General features: G+C 63.5%; 23 protein-coding genes and 1 pseudogene. 10 read left to right on the top strand and 14 right to left on the bottom strand.

The annotated features are described in order from the left end of the window. Nucleotides 1-6: 6 nt before the first annotated feature. The 4 genes from X739_RS160790 to X739_RS160805 all read right to left on the bottom strand — a co-directional run bounded on the left by X739_RS160790 (nucleotide 7) and on the right by X739_RS160805 (nucleotide 3,283). Nucleotides 7-993 carry a Gfo/Idh/MocA family oxidoreductase gene (locus tag X739_RS160790; RefSeq protein WP_023793093.1) on the bottom strand — a complete coding sequence of 329 codons (987 nt, stop codon included), beginning with the start codon at nucleotides 991-993 and terminating at the stop codon, nucleotides 7-9. Between the two features lie 122 nt (nucleotides 994-1,115). Continuing rightward, a complete protein-coding gene (locus X739_RS160795; protein ID WP_023793092.1) occupies nucleotides 1,116-1,691 on the bottom strand; it encodes a YceI family protein in 576 nt (191 codons plus the stop codon). 69 nt (nucleotides 1,692-1,760) lie between these two features. Then, nucleotides 1,761-2,333 (bottom strand): cytochrome b, encoded by a 573-nt coding sequence (locus tag X739_RS160800; protein WP_023793089.1) that lies wholly within the window; start codon nucleotides 2,331-2,333, stop codon nucleotides 1,761-1,763. Between the two features lie 59 nt (nucleotides 2,334-2,392). Next, on the bottom strand, nucleotides 2,393-3,283 hold the full coding sequence (locus X739_RS160805) for a LysR family transcriptional regulator (protein ID WP_023772321.1): 891 nt from the start codon (nucleotides 3,281-3,283) through the stop codon (nucleotides 2,393-2,395). Nucleotides 3,284-3,379: 96 nt separating this feature from the next. Here X739_RS160805 and X739_RS0133790 point away from each other — a divergent pair, with 96 nt between their 5' ends. Continuing rightward, the gene (locus X739_RS0133790; RefSeq protein WP_023793086.1) at nucleotides 3,380-4,633 is read left to right on the top strand and encodes an aldo/keto reductase; all 1,254 of its coding nucleotides are present in this window, start codon (nucleotides 3,380-3,382) and stop codon (nucleotides 4,631-4,633) included. A 90-nt stretch (nucleotides 4,634-4,723) separates the two neighbouring features. On the opposite strand, the gene X739_RS160810 is transcribed toward X739_RS0133790, so the two are convergent. The 7 genes from X739_RS160810 to infC all read right to left on the bottom strand — a co-directional run bounded on the left by X739_RS160810 (nucleotide 4,724) and on the right by infC (nucleotide 11,214). Beyond that, complete coding sequence (locus X739_RS160810; RefSeq protein WP_023793084.1) at nucleotides 4,724-5,326, bottom strand: nucleotidyltransferase family protein; 603 nt, start codon at nucleotides 5,324-5,326, stop codon at nucleotides 4,724-4,726. Nucleotides 5,327-5,364: 38 nt separating this feature from the next. Beyond that, nucleotides 5,365-7,773 carry a phenylalanine--tRNA ligase subunit beta gene (pheT, locus tag X739_RS160815; RefSeq protein WP_023793082.1) on the bottom strand — a complete coding sequence of 803 codons (2,409 nt, stop codon included), beginning with the start codon at nucleotides 7,771-7,773 and terminating at the stop codon, nucleotides 5,365-5,367. Nucleotides 7,774-7,816: 43 nt separating this feature from the next. Then, nucleotides 7,817-8,929: a phenylalanine--tRNA ligase subunit alpha gene (pheS, locus tag X739_RS160820; RefSeq protein ID WP_051410561.1), complete on the bottom strand. Its 1,113-nt coding sequence runs from the start codon at nucleotides 8,927-8,929 to the stop codon at nucleotides 7,817-7,819. A gap of 129 nt (nucleotides 8,930-9,058) precedes the next feature. Continuing rightward, a complete protein-coding gene (gene rplT / locus X739_RS160825) occupies nucleotides 9,059-9,460 on the bottom strand; it encodes a 50S ribosomal protein L20 (RefSeq protein WP_006201247.1) in 402 nt (133 codons plus the stop codon). Between the two features lie 20 nt (nucleotides 9,461-9,480). After that, nucleotides 9,481-9,684, bottom strand: coding sequence for a 50S ribosomal protein L35 (rpmI, locus tag X739_RS160830; protein ID WP_006201248.1), 204 nt, complete (start codon nucleotides 9,682-9,684; stop codon nucleotides 9,481-9,483). A 183-nt stretch (nucleotides 9,685-9,867) separates the two neighbouring features. Beyond that, nucleotides 9,868-10,515, bottom strand: a complete 648-nt coding sequence (locus X739_RS160835) for an isoprenylcysteine carboxylmethyltransferase family protein (RefSeq protein ID WP_023793079.1) — start codon at nucleotides 10,513-10,515, stop codon at nucleotides 9,868-9,870. A gap of 162 nt (nucleotides 10,516-10,677) precedes the next feature. After that, nucleotides 10,678-11,214, bottom strand: a complete 537-nt coding sequence (infC, locus tag X739_RS160840) for a translation initiation factor IF-3 (protein ID WP_023772325.1) — start codon at nucleotides 11,212-11,214, stop codon at nucleotides 10,678-10,680. Between the two features lie 220 nt (nucleotides 11,215-11,434). Here infC and X739_RS160845 point away from each other — a divergent pair, with 220 nt between their 5' ends. The 4 genes and pseudogenes from X739_RS160845 (at nucleotide 11,435) to X739_RS160855 (ending at nucleotide 14,827) form a co-directional block, all read left to right on the top strand. After that, nucleotides 11,435-12,220 carry an alpha/beta hydrolase gene (locus tag X739_RS160845; RefSeq protein ID WP_023793076.1) on the top strand — a complete coding sequence of 262 codons (786 nt, stop codon included), beginning with the start codon at nucleotides 11,435-11,437 and terminating at the stop codon, nucleotides 12,218-12,220. 2 nt (nucleotides 12,221-12,222) lie between these two features. Continuing rightward, complete coding sequence (locus tag X739_RS160850) at nucleotides 12,223-13,365, top strand: benzoate/H(+) symporter BenE family transporter (RefSeq protein ID WP_023793073.1); 1,143 nt, start codon at nucleotides 12,223-12,225, stop codon at nucleotides 13,363-13,365. A gap of 117 nt (nucleotides 13,366-13,482) precedes the next feature. Further along, a pseudogene (locus X739_RS24540) lies at nucleotides 13,483-13,969 on the top strand (DUF2852 domain-containing protein). Between the two features lie 99 nt (nucleotides 13,970-14,068). Next, nucleotides 14,069-14,827 (top strand): M48 family metallopeptidase, encoded by a 759-nt coding sequence (locus tag X739_RS160855; RefSeq protein WP_023781769.1) that lies wholly within the window; start codon nucleotides 14,069-14,071, stop codon nucleotides 14,825-14,827. Nucleotides 14,828-14,833: 6 nt separating this feature from the next. Here X739_RS160855 and X739_RS160860 read toward each other — a convergent pair whose 3' ends face one another. Then, complete coding sequence (locus tag X739_RS160860) at nucleotides 14,834-15,052, bottom strand: hypothetical protein (RefSeq protein WP_023772330.1); 219 nt, start codon at nucleotides 15,050-15,052, stop codon at nucleotides 14,834-14,836. A 111-nt stretch (nucleotides 15,053-15,163) separates the two neighbouring features. Between X739_RS160860 and X739_RS160865 the strand changes: the two genes are divergently transcribed. From X739_RS160865 to X739_RS160885, 5 genes are all read left to right on the top strand, one after another. Beyond that, nucleotides 15,164-15,823, top strand: a complete 660-nt coding sequence (locus X739_RS160865) for a phosphoribosylanthranilate isomerase (RefSeq protein ID WP_023781768.1) — start codon at nucleotides 15,164-15,166, stop codon at nucleotides 15,821-15,823. A gap of 33 nt (nucleotides 15,824-15,856) precedes the next feature. Further along, the gene (trpB, locus tag X739_RS160870) at nucleotides 15,857-17,107 is read left to right on the top strand and encodes a tryptophan synthase subunit beta (protein WP_023772332.1); all 1,251 of its coding nucleotides are present in this window, start codon (nucleotides 15,857-15,859) and stop codon (nucleotides 17,105-17,107) included. Between the two features lie 61 nt (nucleotides 17,108-17,168). Then, nucleotides 17,169-18,008 carry a tryptophan synthase subunit alpha gene (gene trpA / locus X739_RS160875; protein ID WP_023772333.1) on the top strand — a complete coding sequence of 280 codons (840 nt, stop codon included), beginning with the start codon at nucleotides 17,169-17,171 and terminating at the stop codon, nucleotides 18,006-18,008. A 48-nt stretch (nucleotides 18,009-18,056) separates the two neighbouring features. Then, on the top strand, nucleotides 18,057-18,983 hold the full coding sequence (accD, locus tag X739_RS160880; RefSeq protein ID WP_023772334.1) for an acetyl-CoA carboxylase, carboxyltransferase subunit beta: 927 nt from the start codon (nucleotides 18,057-18,059) through the stop codon (nucleotides 18,981-18,983). 165 nt (nucleotides 18,984-19,148) lie between these two features. Next, complete coding sequence (locus X739_RS160885; protein WP_023772335.1) at nucleotides 19,149-20,474, top strand: folylpolyglutamate synthase/dihydrofolate synthase family protein; 1,326 nt, start codon at nucleotides 19,149-19,151, stop codon at nucleotides 20,472-20,474. Nucleotides 20,475-20,698: 224 nt separating this feature from the next. Here X739_RS160885 and X739_RS160890 read toward each other — a convergent pair whose 3' ends face one another. Together X739_RS160890 and trxA are read right to left on the bottom strand one after the other, a co-directional pair. After that, entirely contained in the window at nucleotides 20,699-20,980 is a 282-nt protein-coding gene (locus X739_RS160890) for a cupin domain-containing protein (RefSeq protein ID WP_023781767.1), read from the bottom strand. Between the two features lie 132 nt (nucleotides 20,981-21,112). Beyond that, nucleotides 21,113-21,436, bottom strand: a complete 324-nt coding sequence (gene trxA, locus X739_RS160895; protein WP_015314366.1) for a thioredoxin — start codon at nucleotides 21,434-21,436, stop codon at nucleotides 21,113-21,115. Between the last annotated feature and the right edge of the window lie 20 nt (nucleotides 21,437-21,456).

Genomic DNA, 21,456 nt, shown 5'->3' with positions numbered 1-21,456 from the left:
CGGGTTTCAGACGGTTTCCCAGCCGCCTGTGTCGCCGGCGCGGAAGATGGCGTCGATGACCTTCTGGTTGAGCACGGATTCCTCCAGCGTGAACACCCGCTCCTTGCCGCCAAGTGCTGCCCGCGCGAAGGTCTCGACTTCCAGCCGGTATTGCTGCGTGCCGGGAAAGCGGAACACCTGCGCCTCGGTGTGGTTCTGGTTGTGCAACTCGACGCGGTGATGGTCGTAGAGCCCGGCATTGAAGGGCGAGAACAGTTCGATGAAACCCTTCTCGCCGTGGAACACCATCACCTGCCGCGCCGCCATCTGCGTCGACAGGTAGAAGGACAGTTCGAAATCGCCGAAATCGGCGCGGATCGATGAATAGATGTCGGTGCCGAATGTCTTATCGCGCTCGATCGTCGCCTGTACGCGCAGCGGCTCCTTGCCGGTCGAAAAGCGCGTCGACACGGTCGGGTAGACGCCGATATCGGGCAGCGCGCCGCCGCCGAGATCGAGCTTGTTGCGCATGTTGTTGGGGTCGACATTGTAGTAGGAGAAGGCGCTCTGCACATGGCGCAGCCGGCCGATGGCGCCGCTGGCGATGAGATCACGTACCTTGATCCATTGCGGATGGTAGATGACCATGAAGGCTTCGCAGACCAGCACCTTCTTCTGGTCGCGCAGCTTGATGAGGGGGGCGATGTCCTTGGCATCGAGTGCCAGCGGCTTTTCAACCAGCACATGCTTGCCTGCTTCGATGGCTTTTTCAGTCCATTCGACATGCTGCGAAGTCGGCAACGGGATGTAGACGCCGTCAACCTCGTTGGAAGCGAGCAACTCCTCATAGGAGCCGAACGCATGGCGCGCGCCAAAGCGGTCGCCCAATGCCTTGGCCTTCGACAGGTCGCGGCTGGCGATCGCCGACAGGACGCCGTTCTCCGCTTCGACGATTGCCGGCAACAGCTGCTCGCGGCCGATCTTGGCCGTCGACAACACACCCCATCGGAACATCACGCTTCTCCATGTCGATTACAGGCAATGAGGTTTGCCTGAAATCGGCGGAAAAGCCAATGCGGGTCGCTCGGTTCCTCGCCCATGAAAGCGGGCAGGGACACAGGTACCTCAGCCGCGCGCTAGCCCCTTTTCCCGGTCAGCGTCATGTCGAAATCGACGACGTTGGAATACAGCGGCGTGCCGACATCCATGCCGTAACGCGAGCGCAGCACCTTGCCGGTGACATGGAATTTGATCGTCCCGCCCTTCAACCCGTCGAGCTCGGCGGTGAATTTTTCCGGAAACGTCTTGCCGCGCGCCGTCAGCCTGCCGGAGACAAGGGCCGACGTGTCGCCGGTGCGGGTCACACTGGTCGAGCGGAACTGGATTTCGGGACTGTTGGCCGCGTCGAACACCGCGTCGGAGCGCAGGAACGCATCGATGCGGCCTTGGCCGGTGCCGACGCTTTCGGGATAGATGGTGAGGTCGACCTTCGAACGGCTGACATCATTGTTGTCGATGCGGATCATGCCCTTGAAACGGGCAAAGGCGCCGTCGAACCCGCCTCCCCCGGCCTTGCCGATGGTGAAGCGGATCGCGGACCTAGTTTGGCTGATTGTATAGCTGCCGGCGGCATCGCCGAGCACGACCGCCGCGTAAACAGGCATGGCCAGGCAGGCGGCGGCAGCCGCCAATCCAAGGATTCGCGCACGCATTGGGGTGTTCCTTGTTAGGAGGCAGCGCTCTCTGGCGTCCTCACCCCACAAACGAGACCAAGGCGCGTTCTATTCCCCGGTTGACGAAGGCGTGATCATACGCGTGAGCACCCCGTCGCGAAGCAGGAAATGGTGGCGCAGGGCCGCCGCGACATGCAGGGCGACAAGCGCCGCGCCGGTATAGGCGAGATACCAGTGTGCCGACGTCCAAAAGCTTTCGGCGGCATCGGATTCGGCGAGCGGCAGGTTAGGCATCACGAACAAGTTGAACGGCATGCTGGGAATCTCCAGCGTCGAGACCGACACCAGCGCCCAGCCTGACAGGGGCAGGGCGATCTGGAAGGCATAGAGCGCCAGATGCGCCAGCGGCGCCGAGCGGCGCTCCAGGGCGCGGACAGAAGGCGGCAAGGGCGGTGCCGCATTGCCGAGCCGCCAGGCGATACGCAGGATGATGAGCCCAAGCAGCAGAAAGCCCAGGGATTTGTGCAGCTGGATCAATTCGAAGGCCGTGCGTTGGCTCGGGGTCCTGACCATAACGAAGCCGAGCATGAACTGGCCGATGAAAATAATCCCGATCAGCCAGTGGAGGACGATGGTTGCCCATCCATAGCGGGTCGCGGTGTTGGTGATTGAAGCCTGCATGCGAGGCGAACGTTGGCGCGGTCAGCTTTCTTCCCCTTGCCGACGAGGAGGAGAGTTGCCTACCCGCTCACCTTGAAGAAATCGACGAAAGCCCTCAGCGCCGGCCGCATCTGGCGGCGGCTTGGGTAATAGACGAAGAATCCGTCGAAGGGTGGGCACCAGTCCTCCAGCACGCGGATCAGCCGTCCGTCGGCAAGCGGCGCGCGGACATAGTCCTCGAAAACGAAGGCGAGCCCGGCGCCGTCGACCGCGGCCTGAGCGATCAGATGGTCCTCGTCGAGGATCAGCGGCCCTTGCACCGCGATCTCGACCTCCTCGCCGTCCTTTTCGAATTCCCAGCGGTAGAGAATGCCGCTGGAGAAGCGGAAGCGGATGCAGCGATGCTCGGCGAGGTCGCGCGGATGGCGCGGCCGGGGCATGGCCTCGAAATAGGATGGGGCGCCCACCACCGCGCCGCGAATGTCCGGCCCGATGCGCACCGCGATCATGTCGCGCTGCAGGCTCTCGCCGAGCCTGACACCAGCATCGAAACCGCCTGCCACCACGTCGGTGAAGCGATCCTCGATGATGATCTCCAGCACGATGTCGGGATAGGCTGACGCAAAGGCGCTGAGCCGTGGCGTCAGCACCAGATGCGCTGACGTGCGCGGCACGCTGAGCCGCAAGTTCCCGGCGGGCCGGTCGCGGGCCTCGACGGCCGTCTCCAGCGCCAGGTCGATCTCGGAAAGCGCCGGGCGCAATCGCTCCAGCAATTGCGCGCCTTCCTCGGTCGGAGCGACACTGCGCGTGCTGCGCGCCAAAAGGCGCACGCCAAGCCGTGCCTCCAGGCTGGAGACCGCGTGGCTCACCGCGGAGGGAGCTATCGCCAGTTCCCTGGCCGCGCCGCGAAAACTGCCGCATTGGGCAACGGTCGCCAGCACCGCAAGCTGTGAGAGATGTGCTCGGTTCATTGATCTATTTCATGGAACGACCCGTACGAAGAAGAGCCGATTATCGAACGGGCGGCAAGGCGTTATTTCCTGGGCATCACAACAAGGAGATGCGTGATGAAAACCCGCAAGCTAGGAACTGAACTTGAAGTCTTCCCGGTCGGCCTCGGTTGCATGGGCATGAGCTTTGCCTATGGCGGCCAGCCGGAAGCCGAGGCGATCGCTACCTTGCACCGCGCCGTCGAGATCGGTGTCAACTTCTTCGACACGGCGGAAGTCTACGGCCCCTTCGAGAACGAGATCCTGCTCGGCAAGGCGCTGAAGTCGGTGCGCAACAAGGTGACAATCGCGACCAAGTTCGGCTTCAAGATCCTGGAAGAAGGCACCGGCATCGATCGCATGGCCGGCGTCGACAGCCGTCCCGACCACGTCAAGGCCGAGATCGGAAGAGCACANGGCCAGCCGGAAGCCGAGGCGATCGCTACCTTGCACCGCGCCGTCGAGATCGGTGTCAACTTCTTCGACACGGCCGAGGTCTACGGCCCCTTCGAAAACGAGATCCTGCTGGGCAAGGCGCTGAGATCGGTTCGCGATAAGGTGACGATCGCGACCAAATTCGGCTTCAAGATACTGGAGGAGGGCACCGGCATGGATCGCATGGCCGGTGTGGACAGCCGTCCCGAGCACGTCAAGGCCGTCGCCGAGGCGTCGTTGAAGCGGCTCGGAACCGATGTCATCGACCTCTACTACCAGCACCGCGTCGACCCGGAGGTGCCGATCGAGGATACGGTCGGCGCCATGGCCGAGCTGGTGCGCGAGGGCAAGGTGCGGGCGCTTGGCCTGTCGGAGGCGAGTGCCGGCACCATCCGCCGGGCACACGCCGTGCACCCGATCGCCGCGGTGCAGAGCGAATATTCGCTGTGGAGCCGCGACCCGGAAGACGAGATATTCGCCGTCTGCCGCGAGTTGGGCATTGGCTTCGTGCCCTACAGCCCGCTCGGCCGCGGCCTGCTCACCGGCACCATCGCAAAGCCGGACACCCTGAGCGACGACGATTGGCGCCGCACCTTGCCGCGCTTCCAGGCCGACGCCATGGAAGCCAATGCCAAGGTGATCGCCACGCTGGAAAGGATGGCGGTGGAGAAGGGCGTCACCTCGGCGCAGCTGGCGCTGGCCTGGGTGCTGCACCAAGGCGACTTCATCGTGCCGATCCCGGGTGCGCGAAAAATCCGCCATTTGGAGCAGAATACGGCGGCGGCTGACATAGTGATGAGCGCGGCAGAGGTCGCGACGATCGGCGATGCGCTGTCCCCCGACAAGGTAATGGGCAAGCGCTATACCGAAGAATTGCTGGTGCTGGTGAATGGGTGAGCACACAAGCTGAAAAGCGGCGCTTCGGCGCCGCTTTTGTCGCATGGCATAGACAGTTGGACGCGCTGGCCCGCCGACATCTCAAATTTGCTACCACGGCACCACCGTAATCTCCGGCCAATACGCCCGCGCTCGCGCGCCCTTCTCCTCATGCGTTTTCCGGTTGTCCATCAGCCGGCTGGGCGTAATTCGAAACGAGAAGAGATCGTCGAGCCCGAACGGCGCCACGAGGTCCAGCTGCCCGTCCGCATCATATCGAACCCCGACCGCATGGGTCTTCGAGGCAAAATAGCTGACGGATTCACTGGCACTCGCATAGCGCGGGCAGGGCCGGCCGAGCTTTTGCGGATACCACAGGTGCACTCGCGCCTGGTTGCGCACCTCGACCGGCAGCGGCAATCCTTCGAAATGCCTGGCCGCCCGTTGGATCACCGCGTCTTCGGCCTCGTAGGACAGGTCGGAGTCGTCGAAATAAAACAGGTCGACATCCTTGATGCCGTAGCCGGATGGCTTGCCGGTCAGGTGGTTCCAGACGCTGTTGTAAAGCACGCCGGAAACCACCAGCCAATCCGGCAGCGCAAGCATGCCGACCCTCGCCAGCGTTTCGGCCAGCAGCGGGTCGGCAGCGACGATGCCGAGAAAAGCCGTACGCTGTTTCTCGAAGGAGAGCCCAGAATAGCGCAGATGGTCCATCGCCCTTTGGAGAGCGATTCGCCATTCCCTCGCAAGTCTCAGCCGCGCAACACGCCGCCAGTCTGCTTGCCGACATTCTCGACGATGCGCTTGGCCAGCGCCTCGAAATCCTCGTCCGTCAGCGTCTTCTCGGTCGGCTGGATCGACACTTCGATGGCGATCGACTTCTTGCCTTCGCCCAGCGACGCGCCTTCGAACACGTCGAAGACCGAGACAGCAGTGATCAGCTTCTTGTCGGCGGCGAGCGCGGCACGTACCAGCGTGCCGGCCTCGACCGCTTTGTCGACGACGAAGGCGAAGTCGCGCTTCACCGCCTGGAAGGCGGACAGGTCCAGTCTGGGCTTGGTCTTGGTAGGCTTGGCCTTCGGCTCCGGCACGGCGTCGACGAACACCTCGAAGCCGCAGAGCGGCCCCGAGACATCGAGCCCTTCCAGCGTCTTCGGGTGGAACTCGCCGAATGTGCCAAGTACGGTCTTCGGACCGAGCTTGATCGTTCCGGAACGGCCGGGATGGTACCAGGCCGGGCCGCCCGCCTCGATCTGCAGCCGGTCGACCGGCGCACCGCAGGCTTCGAGCGCGGCGATCGCGTCGGCCTTGGCGTCGAATACGCCGACCGGGCCCGAATTGCCGGCCCAGTTGCGGCCGGAGCCGTCGAGCTTTGCCGTGCCGCGACGCACGCCGGCGGCGACGCGCCGCTGCTGGTCGGCGCCGTCGCCCTCATAGGTGCCCGAGACCTCGAACAGCGCCACGTCGCCAATGCCCTTGTCGGCGTTGCGCTGCGCGGCCGAAATCAGCCCCGGCAGCAGCGAGGGCCGCATGTCGGACATGTCGGCGGCGATCGGGTTGGCAAGCTTCAGCGCCGTCTGGCCGCCGCCGAAGAGTTGGGCGTGTTTGGCCGGGATGAACGACCAGGTAACGGCCTCCATCATGCCGCGCACGGCAAGCGAACGCTTGGCGGCACGCGTGCGGATCTGCAGCGTCGTCAGGATCTTGCCGTTGACCACGTCATGCGCGCCGAGCGGCTGCGGGGCGATGTTGTCGACGCCATGGATGCGCATGATCTCCTCGACCAGATCGGCCTTGCCGTCGACATCGGGGCGCCAGGAGGGCACCGTGACGTCGGCGACGTCGCCCGATCCCTGCGCGTGGAAGCCCAGACGCGACAGGATGTCGAGGCTCTCCGCCTTCGGCACCTCGATACCGGTCAGCCGCTTCACTTCCGACAACGGAAGGGAAACGATTTTGGGTTGATGTCCGGCATAGCCGGCCACCTCGGTCTCGGTCGGCGTGCCGCCGCAGAAATCGATCACCAGCTTGGTCGCCAGTTCGAGGCCCGGCACCATGAATTCAGGGTCGACACCGCGCTCGAAGCGATAGCGCGCGTCGGTGATGATGCCGAGCGTGCGGCCGGTGCGGGCCGTGGTGATCGGGTCCCAAAGAGCGGATTCGATCAGCACGTTCGTCGTGTTCTCGTCACAGCCGGAGTGTTCGCCACCCATGATGCCGGCAATGGACTCGACGCCATTGTCGTCCGCGATCACGCACATCTCCGGCGTCAGCGTGTATTCGCGCCCGTCGAGCGCATGCACCTTTTCACCGTCGCGGGCGCGGCGCACCACGAGGTTGCCGGCGACCTTGGCGGCATCGAAGACATGCAGCGGCCGTCCGCGGTCGAAGGTGACGTAATTGGTGATGTCGACCAGCGCGCTGATCGGCCTCAGCCCAATGGCGATCAGCCGCTGCTGAAGCCATTTCGGCGACGGGCCATTCCTGACATCCTTGACCAGCCTGAGTGCGAAGCCGGGGCAAAGCTCCGGCGCTTCGATGGTCACTTTCACCGGGCACATGCCGTTGCCGACATGCGGCATGATCGCCCCGCCGACAAGGCGGCCAAGCCCGCTCGCCGCCAGATCCCGCGCGATGCCGTAGACGCTGGTGGCATCGGGCCGGTTCGGCGTCAGATTGATCTCGATGACCGGATCGTCGAGATGCGCATAGGACGCAAAGCTGGTGCCGACCGGCGCATCCTCGGGCAGGTCGATGATACCATTATGCTCGTCGGACAGTTCCAACTCGCGCTCGGAACACATCATGCCATGGCTTTCGACGCCTCGGATCTTGCCGACCGTCAGCGTCACGTCGATGCCGGGCACATAGGTGCCGGGCGCGGCAAAGGCGCCGATCAGGCCGGCCCGGGCGTTCGGCGCGCCACACACCACTTGCACAGGCGGCTTGCCGTCGCCGGTATCGACGGTCAGCACCCGCAGCCGGTCGGCATCGGGGTGCTGCACCGCCGTCAGCACCTTGGCGATAACGAAGGGTTTCAGCCCCGCCTTATCGTCGACATGCTCGACCTCGAGGCCGATCGAGGTCAGCCGCTCGACGATCTCGTCAAGCGTGGCGTCGGTTTCAAGGTGATCCTTGAGCCAGGAGAGGGTGAATTTCATTGGGCTGTTCCGTAATAGCTGGCAGCAGGAGTCTTCAGGACGGTCACGCGCTCAGGCCTCCGAACAGCGTCGGCATGTCGAGCGGCCGGAAGCCGTAATGCGATAGCCAGCGGACGTCGGCGTCGAAGAAGGCGCGCAGGTCGGGCATGCCGTATTTCAGCATGGCGATGCGGTCGATGCCCATGCCCCAGGCAAAGCCCTGATACTCGTCGGGATCGAGCCCGCCGGCGCGCAACACGTTGGGGTGCACCATGCCGCAGCCGAGGATCTCCAACCAGTCGGAGCCTTCGCCGAAGCGCACTTCGCCGGGTCGCGAGCGGTCGCACTGGATATCGACCTCGAGGCTTGGCTCGGTGAACGGGAAGAAGGACGGGCGAAAGCGCATCTTGAGCTGCTGCACTTCGAAGAAGGCCTTGCAGAACTCTTCCAGTACCCACTTCATGTTGGCGACGTTGGCCGATTTGTCGATCACCAGCCCCTCGACCTGATGGAACATCGGCGAGTGGGTGGCGTCGGAATCCTGGCGATAGGTCTTGCCCGGAATGACGATGCGGATCGGCGGCTTCTGCTTCTCCATGGTGCGGATCTGCACCGGCGAGGTGTGAGTGCGCAAAAGCTTGCGCTCGCCCTTCTCGTCCGGCTGGAAGAAGAACGTGTCGTGCATCTCGCGCGCCGGATGGCCTTCCGGGAAATTCAGCGCGGTGAAATTATAGTAGTCGGTCTCGATATCGGGACCTTCGGCGATGGCGAAGCCGAGATCGCCGAAGATCGCGGCGATCTCGTCGATGACCTGGCTGATCGGATGGATGCGGCCGCGCTCGGCCGGTGACTGCCGCACCGGCAGCGTCACGTCGACCTTCTCGGCCGCCAGACGGGCGGCGATCGCCACATCCTTCAGTTCAGCCTTGCGGGCCGTCAGCGCCTCGGTGACACGGTTCTTGAGGCCGTTGATGGCCGGGCCCTTCACCTGCCGGTCCTCGGCGCTCATCGCGCCAAGCGTTTTCAGCATCTCGGACACGGTGCCCTTCTTGCCGAAGGCAGCGATGCGCACGGCCTCGATGGCCGGCTCGTCGACGGCCGATGCGATGTCGGCCAGAAGCGAATCTTCCAGGGCTTCAAGATTTCCAGCGGTGGCGTTCACGGCGAAGCTCTCCATCGGCGATCGACACCATATTGGTTCGTCTGTCGCCATTTTGGTTACATCAGGCATAAGAAAAACCCGCGCCAGCCGTGCCAGCGCGGGTTCCCCATAATCAGAATTGCGAATGTTTGGGAAGCGCTGGTCTTAGGCGACAGCGCTTTCAAAAGCATTCGGCGTGGTGTTCTTCAGATATTCGAGCGCGACCTTGGCCTTGGCCACCAGGGCGGCGAAAGCCTGCGGCTCGTGGATGGCCATGTCGGACAGGATCTTGCGATCGATCTCGATGCCGGCCTTGTTCAAGCCGTCGATGAAGCGGCCATAGGTCAGGCCATGCTCGTGCGTCGCCGCGTTGATGCGCTGGATCCACAGCGCGCGGAACGAGCGCTTGCGGTTCTTGCGGTCGCGGTAAGCGTACTGCAGCGACTTTTCCACCGCCTGCTTGGCGATGCGGATGGTGTTCTTGCGGCGGCCGTAGAAGCCTTTCGCGGCTTTCAGGACCTTCTTGTGCTTGGCGTGCGAGGTGACGCCTCTTTTTACGCGTGCCATGTCATGATCTCCTTAAAAACTTAAAGGCCGTTCGGAAGAAAATTCTTGATGACCTTCTTGCCATCCGGTTCAGCCAGAACCATCGTGCCGCGGGCATTTCGAATGAACTTGTTGGAACGCTTGATCATGCCGTGACGCTTGCCGGCCGCAGCCGACAGGACTTTACCCGTACCTGTGATCTTGAACCGCTTCTTGGCGGCCGATTTGGTCTTCATCTTGGGCATTTTGCTACTCCGTATTGTTGGCGCACGATCGCGCTTCTTGTTCGCTCCGGGCCGACCAAAGCCCGAAAAGCAAATGAAACCGCCACGGCATGCCCTGCCGGGCGGTTTTCTTGGAACGGCGGTGCTATAGATCAAAGATGGCGCGGGCGCAACACCTCGGCACCCTGGACGCACTGTCCCCGGTCACGGCAGCCTAAACCAGACCGGCAACATGCCTGACAATTGCGCGCCGTCGATCAGTTCGAAAGCCGGCAGCGCGATCAGGAACACCAGCCCGTCGAGCAGTGTGGTCAAAAGCAGGCGCGGCTTGAAGCTGCCGGTGTCGCCTTCCTGGTAGAGCGAAAGCTTGGGGAAGAAGCGCGGCACGCGTGCCAGATAGGCGGCATAGGTTACACCGAGCGCTTCCTTGAGGAATTTCTCCTCGCGCAGGATGACGATATGGAAGGCGCCGGCGCACAGAACCGCGAAAAGGATGATGCCGGAGAACGAGCCGATCTGCGCGCCGACACCGGCGGCGGCGACGGTCGAGAACACGTAGAGCGGGTTGCGGGTGATCGAATAGGGGCCGCCGGTCACCACCTCGGAGGATTTGCGCCCGCCTATATAGAGCGTCGCCCAGAGGCGCCCGACGATGCCGAGGAAAATCAAGAGCACGCCGAACATCTCGATCGTTTCGTGCACCGGCGTGTCCGGCGGGAAGGTCGACTGGCCGAACAGCAGCGCCAGAAACAGCACCAGGACGAGCACGGCAAGCACCAGCCGGCGCATCTGCTGGTAGTTGCCCAGCCCGTGTTTGACGTCCTTGACGTCCAAAACCTTTTCGTTGGCCATGCGGGATCCGATCGTCGAAGAGCTTTGCCGGCGATCGCGGCTTTGATCTAAGAAATAGAGCGTCCCGCCGATCGCCGGGACGCCCTGTAGCACAATTCGGGCGGATTTAGAGCGCGATGTCCGGGCCTGACGTCATCGTGATCCACGTGGGTTCCGCAAACTTTAGCGCGGGGCCAGCACCATCATCATCTGGCGGCCTTCGAGCTTCGGCTCGGCTTCCACCTTGGCAATGGTCGCCACCTCCTCGCGCACCTTGTTCAGAAGCTGCATGCCGAGTTCCATATGCGCCATCTCGCGGCCGCGGAAGCGCAGCGTCAACTTGACCTTGTCGCCTTCCTCGAAGAAGCGGCGCACCGCCTTCATCTTGGTCTCGTAGTCATGGCTGTCGATGTTCGGGCGCATCTTGATCTCCTTGATCTCGATGACCTTCTGGTTCTTGCGCGCCTCGGCCGCCTTCTTCTGGTTGGCGTATTTCAACTTGCCGAGATCGAGGATTTTTACGACGGGGGGGACCGCGTTGGGCGATATTTCGACGAGATCGAGCCCGGCCTCTTCGGCGAGCAGCAATGCGTCGTTGATGGAAATATCGCCGCGATTCTGGCCGTCGGCGTCGATAAGCTGGACCCGGGGAACCCGGATGTCACGATTGGAGCGCGGCCCATCCTTGGTCGGCGCCGCTGCTTTGAAAGGTCTGCGAATGGTCGTGGTCTCCTTGGCCGTTTCGTTCGGGATTTGTCGTCTTGATACGTGGACGCGCCAATGTGGTGAGCGCGCGGGCGGAGTCAATAGCACAGCATTGACAGAAAATCACCCTGATCGCCGGCCTGCACCAAACAAAGAAACAGCGCGAGTACTTTTCGCCACGCCTCCGGCTGTGCCACAAGGGCCGCGTGCCAAAAGACGGGCCTGAGGAAAAGCCATGATCGCCACGCCTCCATCCTCTCTGGCTCCAGTTTTTCTGGATGTCGACGGATCTGATATCGCGGTGCGCCATTCAGACGGCTCGACGCCCGGCATCGTCTGGCTCGGCGGCTACAAGTCGGACATGCTGGGCACGAAGGCCGAGACGCTGTCGGACTGGGCGGCAACTGAAGGCCGGGCCTTCCTGCGGCACGATTATTCGGGCCATGGCGAATCCGGTGGCGCCTTCGCCGACGGTACGATCTCGAAATGGCTTGCGCAAAGCCTTGCCGTCTTCCGGCATTTCGCCAAAGGCGATCAGATCCTGGTCGGCTCGTCGATGGGCGCCTGGATCGCGCTGCGCATGGTACAGGAATTGCGCAAGGCGGGCGACGCAGCCGTCGTCGGCCTGGTGCTGCTGGCCCCGGCGCCGGATTTTACAAGCGACCTGATCGAGCCGGTGCTGACCAAGGCGCAGAAGCGCGATCTCGCCGAAAAGGGCTTCTTCGCGGAACCCTCGGATTATTCCGCCGAGCCTTACGTCTACACCCGCGCCCTGATCGAGGATGGGCGCAATAACCGGGTAATGACCGGGCCGATCGACACGCATTGCCCGGTTCACATCTTGCAGGGGCTGGCCGACGCGGACGTGCCGTCGAGCCACGCCTTGAGGCTGGTCAGCCTGCTGCCTGCCGACGATGTAACGCTGTCGCTGATCCCCGATGGTGACCATCGCCTGTCGCGGCCCCAGGATCTCGACATGCTGGTGCGGGCGGTCGGCGACCTGGCCAAGCGAGGCCAGTGACGATGCGCCTGTCCATCCCGATCTCCGCTTTCGTCGCGGCCATCGTCGGTTTCGGCGGCACGCTGGCCATCGTCATTGCCGCCGCCAAGGCGGTCGGCGCGACGCAGGTCGAGACTGCGAGCGGGGTGACGGCGATCTGCCTGGCCATGACCGCCGAGTGCCTGTGGCTGTCATGGCGCACGAAAATGCCTGTCATCACCGCCTGGTCGACGCCGGGCCTTGCACTGGTCGCCGCCTCGAGCGGCTTTTCGATGGGCGAGGCCGTCGGCGCCTATATCGTCACGGGCGTGCTGCTGGTCGCGACCGGCCTGTTTGGGCCGCTCACCCGGCTGATATCGAGAATACCGGCTTCGGTCGCCTCCGGCATGCTGGCCGGCATCGTCGTCACCTTCGCCATCAATGCCATGAAGGCCATTCCGGCGGACCCTTGGCTCATCCTGCCGCTGATCGCGGCATTCTTCGTCATCCGGCTGTTCAATCCGGCGCTGTCGGTGCTGGCGGTGCTGGTTGGCGGTGGCCTTGCCGCCTTCCTCACGGGCCGTGTCGGCGGCCTGCCCGCGCCCGAACTATCGACACTGACGGTTATCGCTCCCCATTTCACCGCCATGGCGATCATCGGCCTGGCGCTGCCGCTCTACCTCGTCACCATGGCTTCGCAGAACCTGTCGGGGCTCGCGGTACTGCGGGCGGCCGGCTACCACCCCGAACCTGGCCCGCTGATCGGCGTCACTGGCCTGTTTTCGCTCCTGTCGGCACCATTCGGTGCCGGAACCACCAATCTGGCGGCGATCTCGGCGGCCATCTGCACCGGGCCTGACGTCCATCCCGATCCCGCCGAGCGCTGGAAGACCGGGCCGTTCTACGCGCTTGCCTACCTCGTCTTCGCCATCTTCGGCGCTTCGCTGGTGGCGATCTTCGCCGTCCTGCCGCAGAGCCTGATCGTGCTGGTGGCGGGACTTGCACTGATGGGATCGCTCGCCAACGCGCTGGCGATCGCGCTCAAGGACGAGGGCGAGCGCATGGCCGCAACCGTCACCTTCGTCGTCACCGCCTCCGGGCTGACGCTGTTCGGTGTCGGCGCCGCATTTTGGGGCCTGATCGCCGGGTTGGTCGTGCTTTTCCTCGATATGCTCAAAAAGCGATAATCATTTCAGGCCCTTGTTCGGTTTTGGCGGACATTGTCTTGAATCGCCGTTTTCGCCTTCCCATTTCGATTCCACGCAGCCGGTTCTGGCTGTCTCCAACCGAAGGAATGGGAGAAAATGAACACATCTGCATTGATCCGCCCGGCCTGGACGCCGGCGACCATCGCGTTGATGGTGATCGGTTTCATGGTGTTCTGGCCGCTCGGCTTCGCCATGCTCGCCTACATCATCTGGGGCGACCGGCTCGAGGGCTTCAAGCGTGACGTCAACCGCGCGACCGACGGCATCTTCGCCGGTTGTCGCCGTGGCTCCGACAAGGCCACGCGCTGGGGCAACGGCTCCGCCCGCACCGGCAACGTCGCTTTCGACGACTGGCGCGAAAAGGAGCTTGAGCGCCTGGACGAAGAGCGCCGCAAGCTCGACGAGATGCTGACGCAGTTCGACGAGTATGCCCGCGAATTGCGCCGCGCCAAGGATCAGGACGAGTTCGACCGCTTCATGGCCAACCGCAACAAGTCGACNCGATCCGAGCACCAAGACCGATCCGAGCACCGGAGCGACCCCCACCAAGCGTGGCAAAGGCTCGAACCTGCTCGACGACTGAAGCCCGGCGACAGGGCCAAGGTATGATGACGGCGTCGCGCGAGCGGCGCCGTTTCTTTTTTGTTCTATTCGTTCGCCTCGAATCGCGTATCGTCCCGCCATGACCATCGGGTTCTTCCGCAATCTGACAAAGCCCAAACCCACGCCTGTCGTGGAGCGAGAATATTGCGTCGCCGGCCGCACGCTGCCGCTCAAGATCGTCGAGAGCGCCAGGGCAAAGCGTCTGACGCTGCGCATCGAGTCCGGCGGACAGGGCCTGCGCATCACCGTGCCGCCGGGCCTGCGCCGCGGCGAAGTGGACAGGTTCCTCGACCGCCACCAGGACTGGCTGGAACAGCGGCTGGCCAAGGTGCCGACGCGGCCGCAGGTGCGTCCGGGCATAAGGATTCCGGTACGCGGCGTGGCCCACCGTATCGTGCATGAGCCGTCAAAGCGAGGCACTGTCACCATATCGCGCGACGACCGCGGCCCGCTGCTGATCGTGCATGGCGACCGCATCCATCTGCCGCGCCGCATCGCCGATTTTTTGAAGCGCGAGGCCAAGAAAGAGATCGAGAAGCTGGTCGTCAAGCATACGGAGGCGCTTGGCAAGCGCGCCAAGGCGATCCGCTACAAGGACACCTCCAGCCGCTGGGGCTCCTGCACTTCGGAAGGCAATCTGTCCTTTTCCTGGCGCATCATGATGGCGCCGCAGCCTGTCATAAATTACCTCGTCGCGCATGAGGTGGCGCATCTCAAGGAGATGAACCACGGGCCGAAATTCTGGAAACTGTGCGAAAAGCTCTGCCCCGACACCGACCGCTGCAAGGACTGGCTGAAGCGCAATGGCGGCGCCCTGCAGGCGATTGTGTTCGAGTAGGGCGCCTCAGTCATCGTTCGCCGCATTGAGCTCATCCGGCCGCAACCCTTCGTCAGCATGCTGCGGCCAGGGTAGAAAGTTCCGATCGAAAGCTTCGCCGCCGAAATAATCCAGCGCCCGATGCGCCTCGGCGCCGTTGAAGGCGGCCCTGTCCATGAGGTGCGCTATGACCTCACGCGCCTGCGCGATCTTTTGCTTCAGTTCGGCAACGGTCTGGTCGTCCATGGCTGTGCTCCCGCCTTGCATGCTGTCCGTCCATAGGTAGCGCCTTTGGCCTTGCCGGCAAACAGCATGCTTTTTCTCGACTCTCGGCGCTTTTCGTGCCAATTCCGCGCCATGGCGCTCGACATCAAGATCTGCGGCTTGAAGACCGACCAGGCAATGGCCGCGGCCCTGGCCGGCGGCGCCAGCCATGTCGGGTTCATCTTCTTTCCAAAAAGCCCGCGTTATGTTGAGCCGGCCGAAGCCGGCCGTCTGCGCGAAGCGGCTCGTGGCAAGGCCTTGGCGGTCGCCGTCACCGTCGATGCCAGAGACGCCTTCCTCGACGAAATCGTCGAAAAGCTGCAGCCCGACATGCTGCAACTGCACGGCTCCGAAACCCCCGAGCGAGTGGCTGAACTGAAAGCCCGCCATGGGCTGCCGGTGATGAAGGCGTTGCCGCTCAGCGAGGCCGCCGATCTCGAACGGACAAAGCCGTTTGTCGGCATCGCCGACCGGTTCCTGTTCGACGCCAAGCCGCCAAAGGGCTCGGAGCTGCCGGGCGGCAATGGCGTCGCCTTCGACTGGCGCATTCTCGCCGGCCTTGACGCCGGGATCGATTACATGCTTTCCGGTGGGCTCAACGCCGCCAACATCGGCGATGCCCTTCGGCTTGCCAATCCGCCCGCGATAGACATTTCCTCGGGCGTGGAAAGCGCCCCGGGCGTCAAGGATCCGGCGCTGATCGAACAGTTTTTCCGAGCCGTCCGGGCAGCACGCGATGATCGCGCCGCCTGAGCGTACTCCCAATCAAGATGCAGGAGATCGGCGATGAACAAGCCGGCGACACCCAATTCCTTCCGCACCGGACCCGACGAACAGGGCATGTTCGGCATTTTCGGCGGTCGGTTCGTTGCCGAAACGCTGATGCCGCTGATCCTCGACCTGGAGAAAAACTGGAACGAGGTCAAGAACGATCCGGATTTCAGGGCTGAACTGACCGGTCTTTCGACCCATTATGCCGGCCGGCCGTCGAAGCTCTACTTCGCCGAGGGCCTGACCAGACATCTTCGTGAGGTTTCCTCGGCGAAGGGCCTCGGGGGCGGCGCGAAAGTCTATTTTAAGCGCGAGGATTTGAACCACACCGGTTCGCACAAGATCAACAACTGCCTCGGACAGATCCTGCTGGCCAAGCGCATGGGCAAGAAGCGCATCATCGCGGAGACCGGTGCCGGCCAGCATGGCGTGGCGTCCGCCACGGTCGCCGCCCGCTTCGGCTTTCCCTGCGTCGTCTATATGGGCGCGACAGACGTCGCCCGCCAGAGCCCCAACGTCTTCCGCATGAAGCTGCTCGGCGCCGAAGTGCGGCCCGTTACCGCCGGTCACGGTACGCTGAAGGACGCCATGAACGAAGCCCTTCGTGATTGGGTGACCAATGTCGAGGACACCTATTATTTGATCGGCACCGCCGCCGGTCCGCACCCCTATCCCGAACTGGTGCGCGATTTCCAGTCGGTAATCGGAACCGAGGCGCGCGCGCAGATCCTCGAACAGGAAGGGCGGCTGCCCGACACCATCATCGCCGCCGTCGGCGGCGGGTCCAACGCCATCGGCATGTTCCATCCCTTCCTCGATGACAAGGAGGTTCGTATCATCGGCATCGAAGCCGGCGGGCGCGGCCTCGACGGCATCGAGCATTGCGCCTCGATGAATGCCGGCTCCCCCGGTGTGCTGCACGGCAACCGCACCTATCTCCTGCAGAATGCCGACGGCCAGATCATGGACGGCCATTCGATTTCGGCCGGCCTCGATTATCCCGGCGTCGGCCCGGAGCATTCGTGGCTGCGCGACTCCGGCCGTGTCGAATATGTGCCGATCCTTGACGACGAGGCGCTCGAAGCCTTCAAGCTGACGACGCGCGTCGAAGGCATTATCCCGGCGCTGGAATCCGCGCACGCCATCGCCCATGCGGTCAAGATCGTGCCCGCCATGGACAAGGACCAGATCGTCATCGTCAACCTGTCCGGCCGTGGCGACAAGGACGTCCACACGGTGGCCTCGATGCTGGGCATGGAGATCTAGGCCCTTTGGACCGTTCGACTTGGGAGTTGATTATGAACAAAATTCGTCCAAAGGGCCTGACATGACAACCCGCATCGACCGCCGCATGGCGAAGCTCAAGGCCGAGGGCCGCCCGGCGCTCGTCACCTATTTCATGGGTGGCGACCCCGACTATGCAACCTCGCTGTCGATCATGAAGGCGCTGCCCGGCGCCGGCTCCGACGTCATCGAGCTCGGCATGCCGTTTTCCGACCCGATGGCCGACGGCCCGGCGATCCAGGCGGCGGGCCTCAGGGCGCTCAAAGGCGGCCAGACGCTGGTCAAGACGCTGAAGATGGCGTCCGACTTCCGCGCCGGCGACGATGAAACGCCGATCGTGCTGATGGGCTACTACAACCCGATCTACATCTACGGCGTCGACCGTTTCCTGAAGGACGCGATCGCCAGCGGCATCGACGGGCTGATCGTCGTCGACCTGCCGCCGGAGATGGATGAGGAACTCTGCATCCCGGCGCTGAAGGCCGGCATCAATTTCATCCGGCTGGCGACGCCGACCACCGACGACAAGCGCCTGCCCAAGGTGCTGCAGAACACATCCGGCTTCGTTTACTACGTGTCCATGACCGGCATCACCGGCTCGGCGCTTGCCGACACCGGCAAGGTCGCCACGGCGGTCCAGCGCATCAAGGGTCACACCAACCTGCCGGTCTGCGTCGGGTTCGGCGTCAAGACCGCCGAACAGGCGCGCGTGATCGGCGCCAACGCCGACGGCGTGGTCGTCGGCACGGCGATCGTCAACGCGGTCGCGAACGTGCTGGGGCCGAAGGGTGAAAAGACCGCCGATCCGGCGGAGGCAGTCGCCACACTGGTGAGCGGCCTTGCGCAAGGCGTGCGCTCGGCCCGCCTTGCTGCCGCCGAATAGTTTCCCTACGTCTTTGCCCAACTCTTCGTCAGGACAGGAGCCGAAGCGATGAACTGGATCACCAACTACGTTCGCCCGAAGATCAATTCGATGCTCGGCCGGCGCACCGACATGCCCGAGAATCTCTGGATCAAGGATCCCGAGACCGGCGAGATGGTGTTCCACAAGGACCTGGAATCCAACCAGTTCGTCATCCCGTCTTCCGGCCATCATATGAAGATCTCGGCCAAGGAGCGGCTGAAATTCTTCTTCGATGACGGCAAGTACGAGACCCTGGACAATCCCAAGGTCATGCAGGATCCGCTGAAGTTCCGCGACGAGAAACGCTATGTCGACCGGCTGAAGGACGCCAAGGCCAAGACCGGCCTGGAAGATGCCATCATCAATGCGCTGGGGACCGTCGAGGGCTTGCCGGTGGTGGTGACGGTGCAGGATTTCGCTTTCATGGGCGGCTCGCTCGGCATGGCCGCGGGTGATGCCATCGTGCGTGGCTTCGAGGTCGCCTTGCAGCGCAAGCGGCCGTTGATCCTGTTCGCCGCCTCCGGGGGCGCGCGCATGCAGGAAGGTATTCTGTCCCTCATGCAATTGCCGCGCACTACGGTTGGTGTCGACCGGCTGAAGGAAGCCGGCCTGCCCTACATCGTCGTGCTGACCAACCCGACCACCGGCGGCGTCACCGCCTCCTATGCCATGCTGGGCGACGTGCACATCGCCGAGCCCGGCGCGCTGATCGGTTTTGCCGGGCCGCGTGTCATCGAACAGACCATCCGCGAGAAATTGCCGGACGGCTTCCAGCGCTCCGAATATCTGATGGAGCACGGCATGGTCGACATGGTGGTGTCGCGGCTGGAGCTGCGGGAGACCATCGCCCGCCTGTTGAAGATGCTGCTCAAGATGCCGGAAGAGCAAAAGCCTCTGGAACCGGAAATCCTGCCGCCGGCCGTGGTCGCCGCCGAGGTCCGGCCGCAAGCTTGACGCTACACTGGCCTGACGCGAGACTGGCCTGACGTGAGACTGGCCTGACGCGACATTGGCCGCCGCGAACAGCGATTGCGCGGCATCCGTTGCGCGCTGTAGCCTTTTGATAGCCGTGGTCTTTGCGGGAGCGATTCTGGCTCCAGGCCATGCACGGGATTTGCCATGACGACGCTTGCCGCGGACCGTGAAATCGAAGCCCTGATGGCGCTTCACCCGAAGGGCTTCGACCTTTCGCTCGACCGCATCTCGCGGCTGTTGGAGCGATTGGGCAATCCGCAGGACCTGCTGCCGCCGGTCATCCACATCGCTGGCACCAACGGCAAGGGTTCCTGCGCCGCCTTCTCACGGGCGCTGCTGGAAGCCTCCGGCCGGCTCGTCCATGTCCACACCTCGCCGCATCTGGTCAGCTGGCACGAGCGCTACAGGCTGGCCGCCGAAGGCGGCGGCAGGCTGGTCGACGACGACATATTCGCGGAGGCCATTGCCCGCGTTGCGAAGGCCAATGCAGGCCAGAAGATCACCGTCTTCGAAATTCTCACCGCCGTCACCTTCATTCTGTTTTCGGAACATCCGGCCGATGTCGCGATCATCGAGGTCGGTCTTGGCGGCCGTTTCGACGCCACCAATGTCATCGCGCGGCCGGCCGTGTCGGTGATCATGCCGGTGTCGATGGACCATGAGGCCTATCTCGGCGATCGCGTCGAACTGATCGCGGCCGAAAAGGCCGGGATCATGAAGCGTGGCTGCCCGGTGGTCGTCGGCGCGCAGGAAAGCGAGACGGCGCTACAGGTGCTGATCGACGCGGCCGAGCGGCTGGAATGCCCGACCCTCGTCTACGGGCAGGATTTTCTCGCTTTCGAGGAGAACGGCCGCATGGTCTACCAGGACGATGATGGGTTGATGGATCTGCCGGCGCCGCGCCTGCCCGGTCGCCACCAGTTCGCCAATGCGGCCGCCGCGATCGCCGCCGTCAAGGCGGCCGGCTTCGAGATCGCCCACCGCGCCGCCGAGAAGGCAATGACCAACGTCGCCTGGCCCGGCCGCATGCAGAAGCTGGCGCAGGGCCGGCTGGCGGAACTGGCGCCGAAGGGCGCCGACATCTGGCTCGACGGCGGCCATAATCCCGGTGCCGGCGTCGTCGTCGCCGAAGCGCTGGCCGAGCAGGAAGAAAAAAACCCGCGTCCGCTCTTCCTCATTTCGGGCATGATCAACACCAAGGACCAGGCCGGCTATTTCCGCGCCTTCAAGGGCCTCGTCCGGCATGTCTACACCGTGCCCGTGAGCATGAGCGATGCCGGTGTGCCGAATGACGAACTGGCGATCCGTGCCACGGAAGCCGGGCTGACGGCCGAGCCGGTAAGCTCCGTCGCCAGCGCCCTGATGCTGCTGCGCGACACCTGGGACGGCCCAACGCCGCGCATCCTGATCGGCGGGTCGCTGTACCTGGCCGGCACGGTTCTCGCCGAGAACGGCACGCCCCCGACCTGAGGCCGTCCATTGCCTGGTTATCTCAGGGCGTAGCGACGCAGCGCAGACGCCAGGACCCATGCCGCGACTTCAAAGCGCCGCAGCGGTACAGAATTTTCCTTCCGCTGTATTCGTCGATGGCCGTCACGGCATGGATACTTGGGTCTTCCCGACGGAGCTTCGCACCTGCTTCGCCCTGGTATGGACGAAGTTGGGGAGGTTTCGGTCAACGTCAGCGGTGCCGCTTACTTCAGCTCGATCTCGATAAAAGCGTACTCACCCTCATTGGCGCTGACGACGTCGTGTTCCACTCCCTCCTTGCGGAAATACGGCGCGCCTTTCTTCATCTCGGCGAAGGTTTCGCCCTCCTTGGTCACCAGCTTCAGCTTGCCGTCCATCAGTGGCACGACGACGTAGTCGTGGCCGTGGCGATGCCAGCCGGTATTGTCGCCCGGTTGGAAGCGGTATTCGGTGACGATGACGCGCTCGTTGTCGATGAAGACGGTGGCCTTGGCGGATCCGGTCATTTTTCTCTCCCTGCTTCTGCTGCCAACAGAGGACATGGAGTGCCCCGATGTGAGGGCCAGAGCGGCGCACCGATGACGCCAACAAAAAGCCCGGCGCGATGGCCGGGCTTTTTGCTTCGAATTCAGATGGGATCAGGCAAGATTGCCATTGACCCAGTGCGACAGTGCGGTCTTGGGCGCGGCGCCCACCTTGATGTCGGCCACTTCGCCGCCCTTGAAGATCATCAGCGTCGGGATCGAACGCACGCCAAACTGGGCGGCAAGCTCGGGATTCTCGTCGATGTTCAATTTAGCGATCTTGACCTTGGCGCCGAGCTCGGTGGCAATGTCCTCAAGCGCCGGTGCGATCATCTTGCAAGGACCACACCATTCCGCCCAGAAATCAACCACAACCGGCACCTGGGCATTAAGCACGTCAGCCTGGAAATTGTTCTTGTCGACCTTGACGGTGGTCATGCGGAAATCCTTTCGAAATT

The organism is Mesorhizobium sp. LNHC209A00, from assembly GCF_000502915.1.
Lineage (GTDB): Bacteria > Pseudomonadota > Alphaproteobacteria > Rhizobiales > Rhizobiaceae > Mesorhizobium.
Note: the sequence above shows the minus strand (reverse complement) of the source record. Positions and strands in the feature narration are given on the sequence as shown.